The 20,634-nt window shown below is 71.2% G+C and carries 18 protein-coding genes and 1 riboswitch; of the genes, 10 read left to right on the top strand and 8 right to left on the bottom strand.

Features of this window, described 5'->3' with window-relative positions:
- Positions 1–25 precede the first annotated feature (25 nt).
- Complete coding sequence (locus tag OIE53_RS20435) at positions 26–769, top strand: DUF4230 domain-containing protein (protein WP_327023138.1); 744 nt, start codon at positions 26–28, stop codon at positions 767–769.
- Positions 770–967: 198 nt separating this feature from the next.
- Here OIE53_RS20435 and OIE53_RS20430 read toward each other — a convergent pair whose 3' ends face one another.
- On the bottom strand, positions 968–1,174 hold the full coding sequence (locus tag OIE53_RS20430; protein ID WP_327023137.1) for a PspC domain-containing protein: 207 nt from the start codon (positions 1,172–1,174) through the stop codon (positions 968–970).
- Positions 1,175–1,485: 311 nt separating this feature from the next.
- On the opposite strand from OIE53_RS20430, the gene OIE53_RS20425 reads away from it, so the two are divergent.
- The 8 genes from OIE53_RS20425 to OIE53_RS20390 all read left to right on the top strand — a co-directional run bounded on the left by OIE53_RS20425 (position 1,486) and on the right by OIE53_RS20390 (position 13,040).
- Positions 1,486–2,313: an ABC transporter permease gene (locus OIE53_RS20425; protein WP_327023136.1), complete on the top strand. Its 828-nt coding sequence runs from the start codon at positions 1,486–1,488 to the stop codon at positions 2,311–2,313.
- Positions 2,313–3,059 carry an ABC transporter ATP-binding protein gene (locus OIE53_RS20420; RefSeq protein WP_327023135.1) on the top strand — a complete coding sequence of 249 codons (747 nt, stop codon included), beginning with the start codon at positions 2,313–2,315 and terminating at the stop codon, positions 3,057–3,059. Before OIE53_RS20425 ends, OIE53_RS20420 begins: the two co-directional genes overlap by 1 nt.
- Positions 3,056–5,062 (top strand): DUF5941 domain-containing protein, encoded by a 2,007-nt coding sequence (locus tag OIE53_RS20415; protein ID WP_393341083.1) that lies wholly within the window; start codon positions 3,056–3,058, stop codon positions 5,060–5,062. Before OIE53_RS20420 ends, OIE53_RS20415 begins: the two co-directional genes overlap by 4 nt.
- Before the next feature lie 14 nt (positions 5,063–5,076).
- Positions 5,077–7,287, top strand: coding sequence for a bifunctional glycosyltransferase/CDP-glycerol:glycerophosphate glycerophosphotransferase (locus tag OIE53_RS20410; protein WP_327023134.1), 2,211 nt, complete (start codon positions 5,077–5,079; stop codon positions 7,285–7,287).
- A 130-nt stretch (positions 7,288–7,417) separates the two neighbouring features.
- Positions 7,418–8,716 carry an ABC transporter ATP-binding protein gene (locus OIE53_RS20405; RefSeq protein ID WP_327023133.1) on the top strand — a complete coding sequence of 433 codons (1,299 nt, stop codon included), beginning with the start codon at positions 7,418–7,420 and terminating at the stop codon, positions 8,714–8,716.
- Between the two features lie 69 nt (positions 8,717–8,785).
- Entirely contained in the window at positions 8,786–9,553 is a 768-nt protein-coding gene (locus OIE53_RS20400) for an HAD family hydrolase (RefSeq protein ID WP_327023132.1), read from the top strand.
- On the top strand, positions 9,550–11,925 hold the full coding sequence (locus tag OIE53_RS20395) for a glycoside hydrolase family 65 protein (protein WP_327023131.1): 2,376 nt from the start codon (positions 9,550–9,552) through the stop codon (positions 11,923–11,925). Before OIE53_RS20400 ends, OIE53_RS20395 begins: the two co-directional genes overlap by 4 nt.
- A gap of 446 nt (positions 11,926–12,371) precedes the next feature.
- Positions 12,372–13,040: a dienelactone hydrolase family protein gene (locus tag OIE53_RS20390; protein ID WP_327023130.1), complete on the top strand. Its 669-nt coding sequence runs from the start codon at positions 12,372–12,374 to the stop codon at positions 13,038–13,040.
- Positions 13,041–13,088: 48 nt separating this feature from the next.
- On the opposite strand, the gene OIE53_RS20385 is transcribed toward OIE53_RS20390, so the two are convergent.
- The 4 genes from OIE53_RS20385 to OIE53_RS20370 all read right to left on the bottom strand — a co-directional run bounded on the left by OIE53_RS20385 (position 13,089) and on the right by OIE53_RS20370 (position 16,312).
- Positions 13,089–14,258, bottom strand: coding sequence for an AI-2E family transporter (locus OIE53_RS20385; protein ID WP_327023129.1), 1,170 nt, complete (start codon positions 14,256–14,258; stop codon positions 13,089–13,091).
- Between the two features lie 165 nt (positions 14,259–14,423).
- On the bottom strand, positions 14,424–15,206 hold the full coding sequence (locus OIE53_RS20380; RefSeq protein ID WP_327023128.1) for a hypothetical protein: 783 nt from the start codon (positions 15,204–15,206) through the stop codon (positions 14,424–14,426).
- A 193-nt stretch (positions 15,207–15,399) separates the two neighbouring features.
- On the bottom strand, positions 15,400–15,864 hold the full coding sequence (locus tag OIE53_RS20375) for a hypothetical protein (RefSeq protein ID WP_327023127.1): 465 nt from the start codon (positions 15,862–15,864) through the stop codon (positions 15,400–15,402).
- Between the two features lie 115 nt (positions 15,865–15,979).
- The gene (locus tag OIE53_RS20370) at positions 15,980–16,312 is read right to left on the bottom strand and encodes a helix-turn-helix transcriptional regulator (protein WP_327023126.1); all 333 of its coding nucleotides are present in this window, start codon (positions 16,310–16,312) and stop codon (positions 15,980–15,982) included.
- A 201-nt stretch (positions 16,313–16,513) separates the two neighbouring features.
- Between OIE53_RS20370 and OIE53_RS20365 the strand changes: the two genes are divergently transcribed.
- Positions 16,514–17,212 carry a carbonic anhydrase gene (locus OIE53_RS20365; RefSeq protein WP_327023125.1) on the top strand — a complete coding sequence of 233 codons (699 nt, stop codon included), beginning with the start codon at positions 16,514–16,516 and terminating at the stop codon, positions 17,210–17,212.
- A 56-nt stretch (positions 17,213–17,268) separates the two neighbouring features.
- Here the strand turns inward: OIE53_RS20365 and OIE53_RS20360 are convergent, their stop codons facing one another.
- The 3 genes from OIE53_RS20360 to OIE53_RS20350 all read right to left on the bottom strand — a co-directional run bounded on the left by OIE53_RS20360 (position 17,269) and on the right by OIE53_RS20350 (position 20,584).
- Complete coding sequence (locus OIE53_RS20360) at positions 17,269–18,282, bottom strand: coiled-coil domain-containing protein (protein WP_327023124.1); 1,014 nt, start codon at positions 18,280–18,282, stop codon at positions 17,269–17,271.
- A 4-nt stretch (positions 18,283–18,286) separates the two neighbouring features.
- Positions 18,287–18,417: riboswitch (cyclic di-AMP (ydaO/yuaA leader) on the bottom strand.
- Positions 18,418–18,583: 166 nt separating this feature from the next.
- Entirely contained in the window at positions 18,584–19,963 is a 1,380-nt protein-coding gene (locus OIE53_RS20355; protein ID WP_327023123.1) for a YibE/F family protein, read from the bottom strand.
- Between the two features lie 324 nt (positions 19,964–20,287).
- Complete coding sequence (locus tag OIE53_RS20350; RefSeq protein WP_327023122.1) at positions 20,288–20,584, bottom strand: metal-sensitive transcriptional regulator; 297 nt, start codon at positions 20,582–20,584, stop codon at positions 20,288–20,290.
- Positions 20,585–20,634: the final 50 nt, after the last annotated feature.

The following is a 20,634-nucleotide window of genomic DNA, read 5'->3' as shown; positions in this document are numbered from 1 at the left end:
CGTCTGAACAAGGACGGTGAGGGCGATGGCACGCGACGGCGACATCAACGAGCCCACCAGCAGTTTTTCCGACACTGACCTGCGAGCGGACGACCGGTCCGAGGCCCCACCCGCGCCCCCGTCCAGTGGCGGCGCCGCCCGCGCCCTGCTCTGGGTGCTCGGCGCGGCGGCACTGGCCGTGGTGATCCTGCTAGGTGTGCAGACCACCGGGCTCCTGCCCGAGTTCCGCAACCCCTTCAGCAAGGAGCAGACCGACCGCAGTCAGCCGGCGCTGCTGGAGTCGATGCGGGACCTCAGCCGGTACGTGGCCGCCGAGGGCAACTTCCAGGTCGTCGTCGACCTGCAGAACGACCGTCGCAACGTGCCGGACTGGCTGCTCAACCAGCGCACCCTGTTCGTCGGGTCGGGCAGCGTCGAGGCGTACGTGGACTTCGGGGCCCTCACCGAGGGGGCGATCACGCAGTCGGCCGACGGCAAGTCCGTAGAGGTCAGGTTGCCGGCGCCGCAGCTCGGCAAGACCAATCTCGACCTGGACAAGAGCTACGTCTTCGCGGAGGAGCGGGGCCTGCTCAACCGGGTGGGTGACCTGATCGGCAATGACCCCAACCGGCAGCAGCAGGTCTACCAGTTGGCCGAGGACCGGATCACCGCTGCGGCACGGGACAGCGGGCTGGCCGCCCGGGCCGAGGAGAACACCCGCAAGATGCTCATCGGTCTGCTCGCCTCCCTGGGCTTCGAGCAGGTCACCGTCACCTACGTGGCCCCCTGACCCGCCGGGCGGCTCAGTCAATCCGTTAGCTGGGGCGACTTCGGGGATCGCCGCCTCCGACAGGTCGGTCGGCGGGCAGCATCCCCGAAGTCGGCTGCGCTGCTTGCCGTGAAGCTGGTTGCCTGCAGTCGGCTGCTTGAAGTTGGGCTGCTTGAAGTTGGCTGCGCCGGGCTCGGGTGGAAGCCCGGCGTGGGGGGATCAGCGACCGGCCATCACGTAGCGGTCCTCGTTGGGCATGATGATCCACAGGGCCAGGTAGATGATCACCTGGGTGCCGGGCAGTAGCAGCGACAGCAGGAACAGCAGCCGGACGAACCCGGCCGACATGCCGAAACGCTGGGCCAGGCCGGCGCAGACACCGGCGAACATGCGCCCCTGCCGGGGCCGAACAAGCTTGCGACTCATCGTGGTGGTTCCCCTCTGCGGCGATCCGCCGCTCCGGTTGTCAACGCTAGGGACTCGATCCGCCCTCGCCCTCCGTCCCGAGAACGAACCTCACCCCGCCCACCCGTAGGTACTTACCCCCACCCCCCACCCCCCACCCCTGCCCGCCCGCGCCCTCCCCCCACCCCCGCCCACCCCGTCGATCATGGAGTTTTGGTCGGGGCGTAACGGGCTTAGCGGGTCAAAACGGCGACCATAAGTGCATGATCGACGGGGGTGGCGGGGGTGCTGGCTGCTAACCTGGCGTCCGTTCGGTAGGCGGGAGAACGACGGTGACCTCTGGCGTGGGGGCGTTGTGGTCGCACCGCAACTCGCTGCGCATCCTGGTCAGGCGCGATCTGGCGGTCAAGTATCAGCAGTCGGTGCTGGGCTACTTCTGGTCCCTGATCGAGCCCCTGGGGATGGGGGCCATCTACTGGTTCGTCTTCGGGGTGCTCTACTCCCGGGACACCAACCGACACCTGGGCGAGGCAGCCGGGTCGTACCCCCTGTTTCTGATCACCGGGATCTTCGCCTGGATGTGGACCAGTTCGGCGTTGAGCGAGGCGACGAACGCCCTGACCGGACAGTCCCGGTTGATCACCACGATGAACGTACCCCGGCAGGTGTTTCCGATCGGTCGGGTGGCCGGCCGGTTCGCCGAGTACGCCGCCGGCCTGCCGATCCTGGCCGGCATCGCGATCTGGTACGCCGCCCAGGGCCGGGTCGAGCCGGGCTGGTCGCTGCTGGCCCTGCCTCTGGCCGTGCTGGTGCAGGCCACCCTGTTGATCGGGGTGGCCCTGCTGCTGTCCGCCTGGAACGTGCTGATGCGCGACGTGGAGCGGTTCATGCGACTGGTCATCCGGGTGCTGTTCTACGCCACCCCGATCATCTATCCGCTGAGTCTGGTCCGGGACTCCGGCCTGCCAAGCTGGCTGAAGGTGGGCTACGAACTCAACCCGCTGGTCGGCATCTTCCAACTGCACCACTCGGTGTGGTACCCGCAGGAGTTCCCGTCAGCCCGGATGCTGGCCACCACCGTCGGGATCAGTCTGCTGCTGCTCGTGGTCGGCTGGTGGTCCTTCCGTCGGCTCGAACCCGCCGTGCTCAAGGAACTCTGATGAGCGAATCGATCATCGAGGCGGAGGGTATCGGCATCCGGTTCGTCCGCAACCGCCGGCGGCAGTTGCGGCTGCGGGAACTGCTCATCCATCGGGGGCGGCGCAGCGCGGCCGACGGCCAGTTCTGGCCGCTGCGCGACCTGACCTTCTCGATCGCCCCCGGGGAGACCGTCGGGGTGGTCGGCCGCAACGGCACCGGCAAGAGCACCCTGTTGCGGCTGATCGCCGGGGTGCTGATCCCCGACGAGGGGTCGATCAGGGTTTCCGGGGAGGTGGCGCCGCTGCTGGAACTCTCCGCCGGGTTCTCCAACGACCTGACCGGGCGGGAGAACCTGTACCTGGTGGGTGGCCTGCACGGGCTGTCGTCGGGCTACCTGAAGCGGCACTTCGAGGAGATCGTCTCGTTCGCCGGGGAACAGGTGGAGCGGGCCATCGACACCTCGGTGCGACACTACTCGTCCGGTATGAAGGTGCGGCTGGGCTTCGCCATCATCTCCCACCTGCCGCACCCCATCCTGCTGATGGACGAGGTGACGGCGGTCGGGGACGCGGAGTTCCGCGCGAAGTGCTACACGACCATCGATCGTCTGCTCGGGGAGGGGCGCACTCTGGTGCTGGTGTCACACAACGAAAAGGACCTGACCCGGTTCTGCCGTCGAGGATTGTTCCTCGACGCGGGCCGGCTGAGCGTCGACGGCACGATCGCCGAGGCGCTGGCCGCGTACCACGACGCGGTTCCCCGGTGACCCTCGCGATCGTGCTCGCCGCCGGTTCCCCGGCCGCGGGCCTGCCGACGGGCGACGGTACGGCCCTGACCGACCGACTGGCCGCGCAGTGGCGGGCGGCCGGGGTCAGCGAGGTACGGTTCGCGGCCGACCTCGACGAGCTGGCCGACCTGGCCGGGACCTCCGTGGGCCCGGTGGTGGTCAGCGGTGCCGACCTGGTCGCGCACACCGCCGTACTGCGGCATCTGTTGACCAGCCCGGTCGGGCCGACGGTGGCCTTGGTGCTCACCGACCCGCCGACCGGTGGCCGCACCACGGTCCGTGAGGAACGCGGCCAGGTGGTCGGCGCGGGGCCCGCCCACCGACTGGACGGCGAGGCCACCGGGGTCTTCGGTGGCGCGGTGCGGGTCGGCCGGGACGACCTCCCGGCGCTGGTGGCCGCCGCCCGGGCCGCCGCCACCGGTCGGCTGGCCGATGTGGCCGCCGGGCACTCCGACGGCGGCGGTGCGCCGGTGGAGCCTTCGGGACCCGCGGTGGACCAGGTCTTCGCCGGGCTAGCCGCCCAGGGGGTGCTGGTCTTCGCCCAGCGGGTACGCCTGCTGGTGGCGCACCGGGTGGACGAGGTGAGCGATCTGCACGCGGCCCAGGCCGCGATCGCCGCGGTGGACGAGGACCGGGCCGAGTTGCGGCTGTCGGTGAAGGAGCGGGACGACTTCTTCACGACCTACTTCGTCAGCACCTGGTCCCCGTACGTCACGAAGGCGGCGGCCCGGTTGGGCCTGAGCCCGACCGGGGTGACCATGCTGTCGGTGGGGTTCGCGGTGGCCGCGGCGGCGTTGTTCGCCACCGGCGGGCGGGTAGCCCTGGTCACCGGTGGGGTGCTGCTCTACCTCGGGTTCGTGCTGGACTGCGTGGACGGCCAACTGGCCCGGTACACCCGCAACTTCAGCGCCTGGGGCGGCTGGCTGGACACCATGGCCGACCGGGCCAAGGAGTACCTGGTCTACGCCGGTCTGGGGTGGGGGGCCACGGCGGCCGGGGTCCGGTACGGGTGGGCCCTGGCCATCGCCGCGATGACCCTGCAGACCGTCCGGCACATGACCGATGCCTGGTACGGCGTCCTGCACGACGAGGCGGCCCGACGGCCGAAGACGGTCGGCACCGGGGGCGGCGGCATCGGGGACCGGCTGAACGCCGCCTCCACGAAGGTGCAGGCCGACACCGGCTCGGTGTCGTACTGGCTCAAGCGCACCGTGGTCTTCCCGATCGGGGAGCGGTGGGCCCTGATCGCGCTGGCCGCCGCCCTGTTCAACCAGCGGATCGCGCTGCTGGCCGTACTGACCTGGGGGGTGCTGGCGTTCGCGTACACCGGGGCGCTGCGTACCCTGCGGGCCCGGTGGATGCGGGTGCCGGTGCTGGACACCCTGGATGCCCTCCTGCACCGCGACGACGGCCTGCTCTCAGCCCGGCTGCTGCCGGTGCTGCGTCGCCCGGGGCCGCTGGTGCTCGCGGTGTTCGCCGCCCTGGGTGCGGGGGTCCTGCTGCTCGCGGCGTTGCTGACCGGCGACGATGCGGACGGGTTGCGCTGGGCGGTACCAGTGGTGCTGCTGGTGTTGCTGGTGGGTGCGGCCGGGGCCCGGGCGGCCCACAACGGCCCGCTGGACTGGCTGGTGCCGGCGGCCCTGCGGGCCGCAGAGTACCTGTTCGCCATCGCGGTAGGGGTGATCGGCGGGGCTCCGGCCTGGCTGATCTTCGGGTACGTCTTCGTGCTGACCCTGCACCACTACGACCTGGTGGCCCGGCTGGAGAAGCGGCAACCGGCACCACCGTTGCACCCGGCGACCCTCGGCTGGGAGGGACGGTCGGTGGTGCTGGGGCTGACGGCGATTGCCGGAATCGTCGGTATTGGTCTCGCTACACTCGGTATCTACCTGTTGGTGCTTTTCGCGGCGAGTGTGGTGCTGGCCTGGTTCGTCCGGCCGGCCCGGGTGCCGACAGGTGCCGGGGGGAACGCGACAACCTGACGGGGGCCGGGACGATGACGCTGATCAGCTTCGTCGTCCCGGCCTACCGGGTCCAGGGCTACCTGCGGGAATGCCTGGACTCGATCCTCGCCCAGCCGGTCGTCGACATCGAGGTGATCGGGGTCGACGACTGCTCACCCGATGCCAGCGGGGAGATCCTCGACGAGTACGCGGCCCGCGACGAGCGGGTACGCCCCCTCCGGCTGGACCGCAACCTCGGGCTGGGTCCGGCCCGCAACGCCGGGCTGGACCGGGCGGTCGGGGAGTACGTCTGGTTCGTCGACGGCGACGACTGGCTGGTGCCGGACTGCCTGATCGAGGTGGCCGAGCGGCTGCGCAGCACCCGCCCGGACGTGCTGCTGGTCGACCACGTCCGGGCCCACTGGAACGACACGGTCACTCCCAGCGCCATGGCGGAGGTGTTCCCGCAGCCGCCCGGGCCGGTCACCTTCCGGCTGCGGGAGCGACCGGAGACCCTGAACCTGCTGCACACCGTCTGGAACCGGCTGGTCCGTCGACAGTTCCTGGCCGAGACCGGGCTGCGGTTCGCCCCCGGCTGGTACGAGGACGTCTCCTTCAGCTATCCGGTGCTGCTGGCCGCCGACCGGATCGGGGTCCTCGACACGGTCTGTGTCAACTATCGGCAGCGGCGGGCGGGTGCGATCACCAAGACCCGGGGCGAGCGGCACTTCGAGCTGTTCGAGCAGTGGCACCGGGTGTTCCGGTACGCGGATCAGCTCGGTGCCCAGGAGCTGCGGGCGGCGCTGTTCGAGCGGATGATGTGGCACTACCTGACCGTGCTCGGCAACCCCGATCGGCTCCCCGCCCACCTGCGGCCCACCTTCTTCGCCCGGATGTCGATCGAGTACGCCCGGTACCGGCCGCCGGGCGGCTACCGGGTCCCGCCCGGGGTGGAAGGGCTCAAGCATCGGCTGGTGGCGGCCGGGCGGTGGCGGGCCTACTCGGCGTTGCGGGCCACCAGCCGGAAGGGGGAGTTTGCTCGCCGGGCCGTCCGGCAGGTCAGACGTCGGGCGGTGCCACCGGTGCGGGCCACCGTGCGGGCGGCCAGGGATGCCGCGCTGCACGGGTACCACCGGGCCGAACTGCACCGACCCCTGGACGAGAACCTGGCCGTCTACGCGGCCTACTGGTACCGCGGCTACGCCTGCAACCCGGCGGCGATCTACGAGGCGGCCCGGCGGCTGGCACCCCAGATCCGGGGGGTGTGGATCGTACGCAGGGACCGGGTGCACACCCTGCCGGCAGGGGTCGAGTACGTGGTGGCCGGCAGCCCCGCGTATCACCGGGTGCTGGCCCGGGCCAAGTGGCTGATCAACAACGTGAACTTCCCGGACTCGGTGCGCAAACGGCCCGGTTCGGTGCATGTGCAGACCCACCACGGCACCCCGGTCAAGGTGATGGGGCTGGACCAGCAGCGTTATCCACTGGGGGCGGTCGGAATGGATTTCGCCGGGCTGCTGCGTCGGGTGGACCGCTGGGACTACAGCATCTCCGCCAACAGCTTCTCCACCCAGATGTGGGAGCGGGCCTATCCGGCCGCGTACACCACTCTGGAGGTGGGTTATCCGCGCAACGACCGGCTGGTCACCGCGACCCCCGAGGAGGTGCTGCGGCTGCGGGCCCAGTTCGGTGCCGGCCTCGGTGAGCAGGTGGTGCTGTACGCGCCGACCCACCGGGAGCACCTGCCCGGCTACCGGCCGCCCTTCGACCCGGAGCGGGTGCTCGACGCCCTGGGCCCCTCCGGGCTGCTGCTGATCCGTAGCCACTACTTCCATGACCGCAACCGGAGAGGGTGGCCCCCGGCGGGCCGGGACCGGATCATCGACGTCAGCTCTCATCCCCAGGTCGAGGACCTTTACCTGGCGGCGGACCTGCTGGTCACGGACTATTCCTCCGCGATGTTCGACTACGCCGTGCTGGACCGGCCGATCGTCATCTACGCGCCGGACTGGGACGCCTACCGGTTGACCCGGGGGGTCTACTTCGACCTCTTGGCCGAGCCGCCCGGACCGGTGGCCCAGACCTTCGCCGAGTTGCTGGAGGTGTTGCGGGACCGGCGATTCGACGCCCTGGCGGCCGACCGGACACGGGCGCGGTTCCGGGAGCGCTTCTGCTCCCTGGAGGACGGTCAGGCCGCACAGCGGGTGGTTCGGCAGGTGTTTTCGGCCGACATCTCCGGCGGAGATGGAAAATTCAGTCGATAGTCGCTACTCGATGGAACGTATTAAGTCTGTCACGACTTGAACATGACACGTTTACCCGATGTGCGGCTGACATGATCCTGGCCACAGTCATTGCCGGGTTCGGCAGACGAGGGGTCGGGGGAGGAGACGGGTGAGCACCGTCGCGCTCAAGGATGTCACGAAGGTCTTCCGGGACGGCACGGTCGCGGTGGACAGCATCAATCTCGAGGTCAACGACGGCGAGTTCATGGTGCTGCTCGGGCCATCCGGCTGCGGCAAGTCGACGGTGTTGCGCATGGTCGCCGGGTTGGAGGAGCCGACTGCGGGCTCGGTGATGCTCGACGGTGAGGTCGCCAACGACCTCCCGCCCCGGGAGCGCGGCATCGCCATGGTCTTCCAGGACTTCGCGCTCTACCCCCACATGAGTGTCGGCGACAACATCGCCTTCCCCCTCAAGCTGGCCGGGATCGAGCCGGCCCCGCGCGGCGAACGGGTCACCGATGTGGCCAGCGCCCTCGGCATCGGCGACGTACTGGCCCGACGACCCAGCCAGCTCTCCGGCGGGCAGCGGCAGCGGGTGGCGATGGGCCGGGCCATCGTGCGCCGCCCGAAGCTGTTCCTGATGGACGAGCCCCTGTCCAACCTGGACAGCGGGCTGCGGGCGGAGTTACGGGCGGAGATCTCCGCCCTGACCCGCGAGCTGGGGGTCACCACCATCTACGTGACGCACGACCAGGCCGAGGCGCTGACCATGGCCGACCGGGTGGCCATCATGCGCAAGGGGGTCCTCCAGGACGTGGGCACCCCGACCCAGGTGTACGGCCGTCCGGCCACCCTCTACGTGGCCGCCTTCCTGGGCAGCCCTCGGATGAACCTGCTGGAGGCCTCGGTCTACGTCCACCTCGACCGGTACGTCACCCTCACCCTCGGGGATCAGGCCCTCTACCTGCCCTGGGACGACATCCGCAGTCGGGCGGTGGCGCACTACCACGGGGAGCGGATCGTGGTGGGCATGCGGGCCGAGGCCCTCACCCCGGTGGCCCCGGACTCACCGGGTGACGTCCTGCAGGGCCGGATCCGCTACCTGGAACATCACGGGCACGAGTCGCTGGCCTTCCTGGACATCGGCGCCACCGCGATCGTGGTGGACGAGGTCGGCGCGGCCCCGGACAGTGACACTCCACTGGGCCAGCGCGGCCTGCGCCGCTTCGGTCAGGTGATGCAGCGGTTCACCAACCGTGCCCCGGTGCCCCAGGCCAACCCGAACAGCGGTCAGGCCAGCGTCCTGCCCGACCCCGGCCGGCACCACCGCCGCCCGGCCGAACTGGCCGTCCGGCTAGCGCCGTACCCCGCGGTCTCCGCCGGTCACCCACTGGCCATCAAGGTACGCATGGACGCCCTGCACTTCTTCGACGAGCGCGGCGACCGGATCGACGTCGGCTGGCGCTGAGGGCACCTGCGGCGCGCCGGGTTGAGCGAAGTACGTTTGCCGGCCGGTGACCGTGGATAGATTGGGGCGATGCTCGGCCTGCCGGATCACGTGACCGCGTGTCTCTTCGACCTGGACGGTGTGCTCACCCAGACCGCCCGGGTCCACAACGCCGCCTGGACCGAGACCTTCGACGACTTCCTGCGCCGGCACGCCGAGGCGACCGGTGCCGAGGTGGCTGATGCGGCGTACCGGCCGTTCGATCCGGGGCCGGACTACCACCGCTACGTCGACGGGCGGCCCCGACTCGACGGGGTCCGCACCTTCCTGGCCTCCCGGGGCATCACCCTGCCCGAAGGGACCCCGGAGGATCCGCCCGGTACCCAGACCGTGCACGGCCTGGGCAACCAGAAGAACGCACTGGTCCTGGAGCGGATCCGCAGCATCGGGGTGGACGTCTACCCCGGCTCGGTCACCTATCTCAAGGCGGTGGCCGAGGCCGGGCTGCGTCGGGCGGTCGTCACGGCCAGCGCCAACGGCCGGGAGGTCCTGGCCGCCGCCGGGCTCGAACCCTTGCTGGAGGAACGGGTGGACGGACTGAGCGCACGGGCCGAGGGGTTGCGGGGCAAACCGTACCCGGACACCTTTCTCGCCGGGGCGAAGCTGCTCGGCGTACAGCCGGAACAGGCGGCCGTCTTCGAAGACGCCCTAGCCGGAGTCGAGGCCGGACGGGCCGGGGGCTTCGGGTACGTCGTCGGGGTCGACCGCGCCGACCAGGCCGACGAGTTGCTGGCCCACGGCGCCGACGTGGTGGTCACCGACCTGGCCGAACTGCTCGACGCCGGACGGCCGGCGTGATCCGGGAGCGGGCCTATCCGGTCGAGCCCTGGCACGTCCGGGAGACCCGACTCGACATGGACGTGCTCGCCCAGTCCGAGTCGGTCTTCGCCCTCTCCAACGGGCACATCGGGTTGCGCGGCAACCTGGACGAGGGGGAGCCGCACGGGCTGCCCGGCACGTACCTCAACTCGTTCTACGAACTGCGTCCCCTGCCGTACGCGGAGGCGGGTTACGGGTTTCCCGAGTCCGGTCAGACCGTCGTCAACGTGACCAACGGCAAGCTGATCCGGCTGCTGGTCGATGACGAGCCCCTCGATGTGCGCTACGGCGACCTGCTCGCCCACGAACGGATCCTGGACCTGCGGGCCGGCACCCTCCATCGGACCCTGCACTGGCGCTCCCCGGCCGGGCGGGAGGTCCGGGTGCACAGCACCCGACTGGTCTCCTTCCGGCAGCGCTCGGTGGCCGCCATCCGCTTCGAGGTGGAGGTCGCCGACGACGCGCCACTGCGGTTGATCGTCCAGTCGGAGCTGGTGGCCAACGAGAACCTGCCGCCACAGAGCCGCGATCCCCGGGTCGCCGCCGTACTGGAGTCGCCGTTGCAGGCGGAGGAGGAGCTGACCACCGCCGACGGGGGGCTGCTGATCCACCGGACCAAGGTCTCCGGGCTGCGGGTCGCCGCGGCGATGGAGCACGAGATCGACTCACCGTCGCGCACCACGATCGAGTCCGAGGGGTACGAGGACTGGGTGCGTACCACCATCGGGTGCGTGCTGGAGCCGGGCCAGCGGCTGCGGGTGGTGAAGTACCTGACCTACGGCTGGTCCAGCCGGCGCTCCCTGCCCGCCCTGCGCGACCAGGTCGGCGCCGCCCTGGCCGCCGCCCGGCTGGACGGCTGGGACGGCCTGGTCCGTGAGCAACGGGAATACCTGGACGAGTTCTGGGACGCCGCCGACGTGCAGATCGACGGGGATCCGGAGGTGCAGCAGGCCGTCCGGTTCGGGCTTTACCACGTCCTCCAGGCCGGGGCCCGCGCGGAACGTCGGCCCATCGCCGCCAAGGGCCTGACCGGTCCCGGGTACGACGGGCACGCCTTCTGGGACACCGAGATGTTCGTGCTGCCGGTGCTGACGTACACCCATCCGGCCGCCGTGCGCGACGCGCTGTACTGGCGGTACTCCACCCTGGAGCAGGCCTACGAGCGGGCCCGGACCCTCAACCTGTCCGGGGCGACCTTCCCCTGGCGGACCATCGAAGGCCCGGAGTCCTCGGGCTACTGGCCGGCCGGCACGGCCGCCTTCCACGTCGCGGCCGACATCGCGGACGCGTTACGACGCTACGTGCTGGTCAGTGGCGACATTGAGCTGGAACGCGAGATCGGACTGACCCTGCTGGTGGAGACGGCCCGGCTGTGGCGCTCGCTGGGGCACCACGACCGCGACGGCCAGTTCCACATCGACGGGGTGACCGGCCCGGACGAGTACACCGCCGTCAAGAACGACAACATCTACACCAACCTGATGGCGCAGCGGAACCTGCGGGTCGCCGCCGAGGTGGCGATGCGCCACCGGGACGACGCCTTCCACCTGGGGGTCACCGACGAGGAGGCCGCCGCATGGCGGGACGCCGCCGCGGCCATGCACATCCCGTACGACCAGGAGATCGACGTACACCAGCAGGTCGAGGGCTTCACCCGGCTGGAGGAGTGGGACTTCTCGCACACCCCGCAGGACAAGTACCCGCTGCTGCTGCACTACCCGTACTTCGACCTGTACCGCAAGCAGGTGGTCAAGCAGGCCGACCTGGTGCTGGCCATGCACTGGCGGGGTGACGCCTTCACCCCCGAGGAGAAGCTGCGCAACTTCCTGTACTACGAGCGGCGTACGGTGCGGGATTCCTCGCTGTCGGCCTGCACCCAGTCGGTGCTGGCGGCCGAGGTGGGTTACCTGGAGTTGGCGCACAGCTATCTGCGCGAGGCGGCGCTGATGGATCTGCACGACCTGAACGAGAACACTCGCGACGGTGTGCACATGGCGTCCCTGGCCGGCTCATGGATCGCGCTGATCGCGGGGTTCGGTGGGCTGCGGGACGACGAGGACGTGCCCACGTTCGCCCCCCGCCTGCCCAGCCGGATCGGCCGGCTGGAGTTCTCCCTGCAATGGCGCGGCACTCGACTGCGGGTCACCGTACGCCCCGAGGAGGCGACGTACGCCCTGCACCATGCCGCGCCGGACGCGGTGATGGACCTCCGCCACCACGGCGAGTCGGTGCGGGTCACCTGCACCGAGCCGGTGACCCTACCGATCCCGCCCGCGCCGGAGAACCTGCCCCCGGTGGAGCAGCCTCCCGGCCGGGCCCCGCTGCTCCGCCTGCCGGAGCGGGTGTCCTGAGCAGAGGCGCTCGACCCGATCCGGTCTAGATCGGCTCGCCCTGTGAGGGACGGCCGGTGGTGTCGTGGGGTGTCCGGGCCCGAGGGTCGTCCGCCGACCGGGCCTGGGCTGCCTTGTCCGCCCAGTCCCCTCCCTGAGGGTTCTGTTCCCGCCGCTCGCGTTCGGCGGCCTGGTCGACGGGCTCACGGTGGTGATGGGGCATGACGGTCCTCGCGATCTGATCGCCGGCACCGAGCGGCCGGTCCGTCTGCTGGTTCCGCGACGGCTACCCGACCCGACCGCCGACAAACCCGGACGGCGCGCGGGCAGGGGCCGGCGTGACCCCCTCCCGACGGGGTATGCCGGGCGGGGGTCACGGCGGGTCTACCAATTCGACCGGTGCGGCGTGGCCCGGCCCGTGATCTGGCCGGCCCGTGATCTGGCCCGGCCGTGTCTGGAGGATGAGGATGGACGTGCGGGACGAGGCGGTGACGATCCCGGCCGGCGGGGCCGACCTACCGGCGGATCTGCTGGTGCCGACCGAGCCGGTGGGGGCGGTGCTGTTCGCCCACGGCAGCGGCAGCTCACGGCACAGTCCGCGTAACGTCGCCGTGGCGAGGTCCCTCAGCGCGGGCGGGCTGGGCACCGTCCTGGTAGACCTGCTCACCCCGGAGGAGGCCGAGGCGGACGCCGTCACCGCGGAACTGCGCTTCGACATCGACCTGCTGGCCGCCCGGCTGGCCGGGATCGTGGACTGGCTGGCCTCGGCGCGCCCCTTCGGCGGGGCCCGGATCGGCATCTTCGGGGCCAGTACGGGTGCCGCCGCCGCCCTGGTCGCGGCGGCTCGACGGCCGGAGCAGGTGCACGCCGTGGTGTCCCGAGGGGGTCGCCCCGACTTGGCCGGTGCCGCCCTGGGCCAGGTACGCGCCCCCACCCTGCTGCTCGTCGGTGGCCTGGACGAGCAGGTGCTCGCGCTCAACCGGCAGGCGCGCAGCCAACTGACCGCCCTCGCTGACCTGCGGGTGATCCCCGGTGCGACACACCTCTTCGAGGAGCCCGGCACCCTGGAACAGGTGGCCGAGGCGGCGGCCGACTGGTTCCGCGAGCACCTGCACCCCCAACCCGCCCCGGCCTGACCCGGCCGGCCAGGAGCGCGGCGGCGCGGCGGGCGGGGTCAGGGCACCTCAGCCGGGTACGGGATGGGGTGGGGCCGGGGGGTCCTCCGGTGCCGGAGGTGCCGGACGGGCTGTGGCTGCGGCGGCCTGTCGTTGGCGCTGCACGCTGTCGATGACCCGCCAGGCCACGGCCGTTATCGGCACCGCGACGAAGGCGCCGGCGATGCCGGCGATGAGGGTGCCGGCGGTGACCGCCAACAGGATCACCACCGGGTGCAGCCGTACCTGGCGCTTCATCACCAGCGGCTCCAGCAGGTTCCCCTCGATCTGCTGCACGGCGATCACCGCGGCCAGGGTGAGCAGCGCCGTCGTGGGACCGTTGGCGGCCAGGGCCACCAGCACCGCGACCGCACCGGCCACGGTCGCCCCGATGATCGGTACGAACCCACCGATGAATGTGATCAAGGCCAGGGGGAAGGCCAGCGGCACCCCGAGCAGTACCAGCGCCAAGCCGATGCCGACCGCGTCGATGCCCGCGATCAGCATGGTGCCCCGGCTGTACGAGCCCAGGGTGCGCCAACCGACCCGGCCGGCCTCGGCGGCGATCTCCCGGTTCGGCCCGGCCGTGCGGCGCAACGTCCAGTGCCACATCGCCCGGCCGTCCTTGAGGAGGAAGAACAGCAACACCAGGGCCAGCAGGGCGGAGCCGAACACCTCGGTGACCGTGCGGGCGCTGGCGACCGGGTCGACCTTCTGGCTGGTGGCCGCCTCGCGCAACTGGGCGAGCAGACCGTCGAGCTGCTGGTCGGTCACCGGCAGGGTCGAGGTGATCAGATCGCGGGTTCGCCCGATCCCCTGCCGCAGTTCGTCACCCAGCTCGCTGAACTGGCTGGCGGTCAGGTTCCAGACCAGCACCCCCAGACCGCCCAGGATGCCGAGCAGCAGCAGGACGGTGAGCAGGGCGGCCAGCGAGGCGGGTAGCCGTAGCCGACGCAGCGCGAGTTGCACCGGGTCGAGCAGCGCGGAGAGGAAGAAGGTGGCGGCCAGGGCGATGGCCAGCGGCGTGACCAGGATGATGATCCGGGCCAGCAGGTAGAGCCCGGCGGCGATCACCACCAGGCAGGCGCTCCACAGCACGGCGGTACGTACCAGCCAGGGCAGGCTCGCCCACGCCTGTCGTGGTCCGGCTCCCCGGTCCGCTGCCTCCTCGGTCCCGCGCCCGGCACCCGCTGCGACCACGTCGCCCTCCTCGCGTCCGCGAGGAGGTACCCATCCACCCCCCATCCGACACCGCCCACCCGCTCCCAGCCTGGGTGATCAGAGGTTTCTCGGTCGGGATTCAGGCCGATCCGGACCAAAACTTCTTGATCAACACCCCGAGCGGCGGGGGTGGGGGTGGGGTGGTTAGTAGGCGGTGGCGGGGGTTCGGGGGGTGGAGACGGGGACGGCGGGGAGGTCGCGGGTCTGGTCGGTGTCGGGTTCGGCGAAGGGGAGCAGGGAATCCTGGGGTTCGGCTGCCGGCAGGAGGGCGGAGACGGTCTCCGCTCGCAGGCTGCGGGCGGCTGCGGCGGCCGCCTCGGCGGCGTGCCAGGCTTCCTGCTCCAGGTCGCGGGCGATGCGCTGCTGGGCCAGCCGGTGGTCGCGGATCGCCCGGTGCAGCACCAACTCCTGCTCGACCGGGTGCAGGCGGGGATCCCAGCCACGGTGCGCGAAGACGTCACTGAGCTGCTCCACCGACAGATCCCGCCGCCAGTACGCCTCCAGGGCCGCCCGGTGCAACCAGCGCTCCCGGTCGGCGTACTCGGCCGGGGTGCGGGGGGTCTGCGGCAGCGGCATGCTCGCGGCGTCGGCCAACCGACGAACGTCCGCCTCCGCCGCCTGGTACGCCTGCCACGCCTGCTCGGCCGCGTCCTGCGCGGCCACCCACTCCTCGCGTCGGCGGCGAGCGGTCGCCTCGGCCCGCTCGGCGGCCACCATGACCTCCTGAGCCCACCGGTCCTCCTCGTGGGGCTCCGGCGGACTCGGCAGGGCGGCCTCGCGGATGCGGGCACCCACGTCGAACCGGAGCCGCCGGGGACGCAGCAGCAGAGCGGAGACGGCGAGCGTGACGATGCCCAACAGGCTCAGCCAGATCGCGGCGGCCCGGGGCACGTCGGGAAGGACGGCGGAGAGAGTGGTCTGCATCATCAGCACCTCGTGGCGGATAGGTTTCGTCGTCTGTGCTGCCAGGGCGGGAACGAGGCCGGGAGGCGGTGGCACGGGTTCTGGACTGCGGCCCTGACCGGGGGCGGGACGGGCCGGTATCGGCGGTGGTCAGCCCCCGGTCGGCCGATGGTTCTCAGCCCGACCCGGTCGGGCGGCGCTCCTCGGCTCGCTCCGGTCAGGCGGTGGGTGGGCCGCGCCGGGTCGGTTCACCGGCACCGGTCGCGAGGTGTACGACGGCGGGCCGGGGCGCGACGGCGATGGCCGGCGCGGCAGCGGCCTCGGAGGGCTCAGGGTGCGACACCACGGTTACGGCGAGCGCCCGGACGGGCTGGGTTGGCGCGTGACCGATGGCGGACGCAACGGAGACCACAGACCCGGTGGCGGGCGCAGCGGTGACCGCAGGCCCGGTGGAGGTCGACACCTCTCGTCCCGGCCACTTGGTCAGAGGGCCATCCACGGCTCGGCTGGCGAGTCCGGTGGTGGCCGGCGCCGCCGGGAGATCGGTGGTGTCGGGGCGACCTGCGGTGACCCCGCCGAGACCGACCGCGAGGATGAGTGCCACCAGCGCCAGGCGGGTCAGATCCGCCAGCGCGCAGCGCCCGGCCGGCCACAGTGGACGGGCGAACGCGAAAGTCGGCACGCGGTCAAACCTATCGCCCCTGCCGCAGGATCGCAGCGGTCCGTTCGGCCCGGGATGGTGAAGCCGACCACGCCGTCACTGCCGCAGCGGACGGGCCGCCGGGGCCGCACAGCTGTCAGGGGGTGGGGCCGGCCACCGGCTCCTTGGTGAACAACGCCAGCAGGTCGCCGACCTGCCGATCGGCCTCGGCGGGGTGACGGAACCGGCCGGCCGGGTTGAGGGTGTACTCGTTGCGTCGCCCGACCCGGGTGCGGTGCAGGTAACCCCCGGCCTCCAGGTCGGCGACGATGGCCTGGGCGGCCCGCTCGGTCACCCCCACCTCGTCGGCGACGTCCCGTAACCGGGCGGTGGGGTTGCGGGCGATGGCGAGCAGCACATGAGCATGATTGGTGAGAAAAGTCCAGTTACGGGCGTTCTCCCGCTCGCCGGTGGTTGCCATGCCGCCCATCGTATGGGCCTTTCGGCTTCTCCGGGCCACGCCGTCCGGCCCGAGCACCCTGACCTGCGCGAAGGCAAGTGTTCGGCGATACCTGAAATGCATATCACGCATTGCTTGACGCGGCTTGCAGTGCGTGTGACGGTTGGAGCAGCCCGCGACCAGCGTCGGCCGGGGTGACCAGGCATCCCATGAGCAGCGAGGAGACGCCGGATGAGTCGACCCGGAGCGATCGGAACACACCCAGGGCTGGAGCGTGAACTGCTCACTGCGGATCTTCCGGGTGCCCCGCAGCGGGCGCTGGCCGAGCTGATCGCCGGCAACCGGCGGTTCGTCACCGACACCCCGTGGCATCCGAATCAGAACGCCGGGCGGCGGGCCGCCGTGGCGGCCGAGCAGCATCCCTTCGCGGTGATCGTGGGCTGCTCGGACTCCCGACTGGCCGCCGAGATCATCTTTGATCGTGGGCTGGGGGACCTCTTCGTGGTCCGTACCGCCGGGCACACCATCGGCCCCGAGGTGCTGGGCAGTGTCGAGTACGCGGTGGCCGTCCTGCGTACGCCGTTGGTGGTGGTGCTCGGGCACGACTCGTGCGGTGCCGTGCAGGCGGCCCGGGCGGCCCTGGCCACCGGCAGCACCCCCGCCGGGCACCTGGGCGCGGTGGTGGACGCCGTGGTGCCCAGCCTGCGCCGGGCGGAGGCCGCCGGGGTGGAGGACCTGAACCAGATCGTCGACATCCACATCGCGCAGACCGTGACGGCGATGCTGGAGGCCTCCACCACCCTGGCCGCCGAGGTGTCCGCCGGGCGCTGCGCGGTGGTCGGCATGTCGTACCGGCTGGCCGCCGGGGAGGCCCGGGCGGTGGCCGCGGAGCCCGCCGACCTGGTTGCCACCGCCGCCCTCGCCGCCTGACGACGAGGGCCGTCCTGCCAGCCGGCGGGACGGCCCTCGAAGCGGTGCCGGAGACGCTAGAGCATCGAGACGTGTACGTGGTCGGTGTGGTTCGACGGGCCGCTGTAGGAACTCCATCCGGTCGCCGGGAACCAGATCTGCCGGTTCCAGATCACGTAGTAGACACCCAGCCGGTCGGCGTTACGGACCAGGAAGGCGGCCAGGTTGTTGCCGTAGATCCGGGTGTCGTTGTTGTACCAGGGGCGGAAACCGCTGTTCTGCAACGACCAGTCACAGGCCCGGCCCTTGGGGTGCTCCCACTTGTCACCCGGGCGGTAGCAGCCGACGAACCGGTTGAACCCAGCCCGCTTGACCTCCTTGTACATGTGCAGGGTGCGCGCGGTGATGCAGCCCGAGGTGGTCGGGTCGTCCTGGTTGCACGACTCGGGCTTCCAGCCGCCGTCGGAGGACCGGTTGGGGCCGGGGCGGGCCACCGGGGAGGTAGCGGCCACCAGGCCACCGGTGAGGCCGACCCCACCGACCAGCCGGAGGGACTTCTCCGCGTCGCTCTTCTTGCGGGCCATGTCGTTGGTCAGCTTCTGCTGCTCGCGTACCTCGGCGTCGAGCGCCAGCTTGGCCGTCTCGGCGCGGCGCTTGACCGCGTTGACCTCGGCCAGCTTCTTGCTGTTGACCAGGTTCAGCTCGTCCAGGGCGGAGGCCCGGTGGATGAAGGAGTCCGGCGCGTTGGTCTGCAACAGCATGGCGATCGCGCCGACCCGCCCGGTCCGGTACGACTGGGTGGCGATCTCGGCGACCTGTGGGGCAAGGGCGTCCAGGTCGGCCTCGGCGCGGCGGAGTTCGACGGCCAGCTTGAGCTGCTTCTTCTTGGACTTCTCCAGCTTCGACTTGGCCTTGGTGTAGTCCCGGTTGGTCGCCTCGATCAACTCGTTGAGCATCGGCGGATCGTCGTCGTGACCGGCTGGTTTGGGGGCGTTCGGCGCAGCCGTCGCCGGCAGGGGGCCGGCGAAGACGGCGAACGCGGCGAACACGGCCACCACGGGCGTCAACCAGCGGCGTAGGGGTGCCGTCACTGTCTTCCCTTCCATCGACCGCCGACCGGGTTAGCTGACGGGTTCGGGACGGAAGTGGCCCCTACCGCTTTCGCGGATTCACCCCAGGTACCTGGGTCCCCGGCTCGCCTGGCGGCGATTGGGCGGTGGCACCGCAGGCGCCGGTGCGCGCCTTCGGCGGTGACCGGCAGTGAGGTTACCCGAGAGTCCGTCTGGGCTTCTACGTACCGAACCCGGCGAGATACGTCATTTCGTAATCGCAATGGGTGACGAGCGCCACGCATAGCGACCGATGTGGTCGGCGTGCTCACGTTGAGCAGTGTCACCATGGGGTGTCGGTGCTCCTGTCCGGTTCGGGCCACTCCGAACGGGTGGCGGGGGGTGTGTGACGGGTACGCGGATCGCTGAGAGCCTGCAGGGCCTCGGCCCGGTCCGTAGCCGGCCGGGGGACCCGGGGGCGGCCTTCGCCGACGGCGGCCACCTCGTCGGGGGCGGGGGCCGCGAGGTCCGTCCCGGCGCGCTGCCGACCGGCGGTGGTCACCACCGTGGCCAGGGCGGTGGTCAGGGGTACGGCGGCGATCAGCCCCAGGGTGGCCACCACACTGCGGACGATCTCCTGGGCCAGGAACTCGCTGGTGAGGATCTGCCCCAGGGCGCGGGAGTCGGCCGTCAGCAGGAGCAGCAGGGGCAGCGAGGCACCGGCGTACGCCAGGACGATGGTGTTCACCACCGAGGCGATGTGGGCCCGGCCCACCCGGGTGGCCGAGCGGTACAGCTGGCGGCGGGACAGGTTGGGGTTGGCGTGGGCCAACTCGGTGACCGCCGCGGCCTGGGTGACGGTGACGTCGTCGAGGACCCCCAGCGAACCGATGATGATGCCGGCCAGCAGCAGGCCGTGCAGGTCGACATCGCCCCGGAACATCGACAGGGTGGTGGCGTCCTCGCTGCCGAACCCCGTCAGGTGGGTGGCGTTCGTGGCGGCCAGACCGAGCAGCCCGGTGAGCACCAGGGCGCCGAGGGTGCCGAGTACGGCCACCGAGGTCTGCGCGGACACCCCGTGGGTCAGGTACAGCACCACGAACATGATCAACGCGGCGCCGACGATGGCCACCACCAGGGGCGGCTGGCCGGCGCTGATGCCCGGCAGTACGAAGGTGAGCAGGATGGCGAAGCTGGCCCCCAGCCCGGCCAGGGCCGCCAGCCCGCGCAGCCGCCCGAAGGCCACGATGGCGGCGGCGAAGAGCACCCCCAGCCAGATCAGGGGCATCCCCCGCTGGTGCTCGGCGATGTTGTAGTTGCTGATCGAGGGGTCCTCCGGGTCGATCAGCGAGACCAGGATGACCTCGTCGCCGACGTCCACCGAGGGGGCGCCCGGCCCGGCCGGGATGGGGGTGTCGACCTGCTGACCGGCGTCCGGGCCGTCCTGGACCTGCACCGTGACGGTGCCGCAGGGACCCCCGCCGGTGGTCGGGGTGCCCTCCGGCACGGTGGGGTTGGGCGGGCAGGGTTCGGTGACCACCCGGGTGACCGTGCCCTGGTAGCGGGGCAGGTCGTCGGCGGCCTCCGGGCGGGGGGCGTCGCGGGGCCAGAGCACCAGGGCGGCGATCAACGTGACGAGGAAGAGGGGGACGACCGTCACGATGAGGATCCGCCGCACCCCGGGCGGGGTGGGCGGAGCGGTCCGGCTGTGATCGGCGCCCATTCGCTAGTCTCCCAACGATCTCTTCAGCGGAGTACGTGTCGGCGGGCGAGTCGGTTCAGCCCGGTCGTACGACTGTCGCGGTGGGCGGCCGAGGTGGCCGGAATGTGGCGGACCCGCTGCGTACGGTGATTGCCGGGGTGGGCTCTGACCGGCCGCCGGACAGTGGCGGCGGATGCGGGTGCGCCGCCGGTGGCGGACGCAGGCCGGTGGGCCCGGATGTCGGCAGACCATCGTCTGGGAATCGTAGCCAGCCCGGGATCGGATCGCAGGCCGCGCCCGTTCCTCGGCGGTTCGCGGCCGGCGACCTGGGTGTCGTGGTGGCGTTCAGCCCCGCTTCATCAGGCGGCCCACGGCGGCCATCATCTCGGTGGCCATCTCGTCGGCGCGGCCCTCGACTGCGCCGGTGTGCATGCAGTGCCGGGCGTGCCCGTCGAGCAGGCCCAGGGCGACCTTGTCCAGTGCCGCCTGGATGGCGGAGATCTGGGTCAGCACGTCGATGCAGTAGCGATCCTCGTCGACCATCTTCTCGACGCCGCGTACCTGACCCTCGACCCGGCGAAGCCGGGCTAGCAGTTGGTCCTTGCTGGCGGTGTAGCCACGGATCGGCGCGGGTGTGGTCATGACAACGAGGATAACCTACCCCCGGGGGGTATGTTAGGGTCGGCGTTGGA

The sequence above is a fragment of the Micromonospora sp. NBC_01739 genome, assembly GCF_035920385.1.
Lineage (GTDB): Bacteria > Actinomycetota > Actinomycetes > Mycobacteriales > Micromonosporaceae > Micromonospora.
This window is presented reverse-complemented; position numbering and strand designations above follow the sequence as displayed.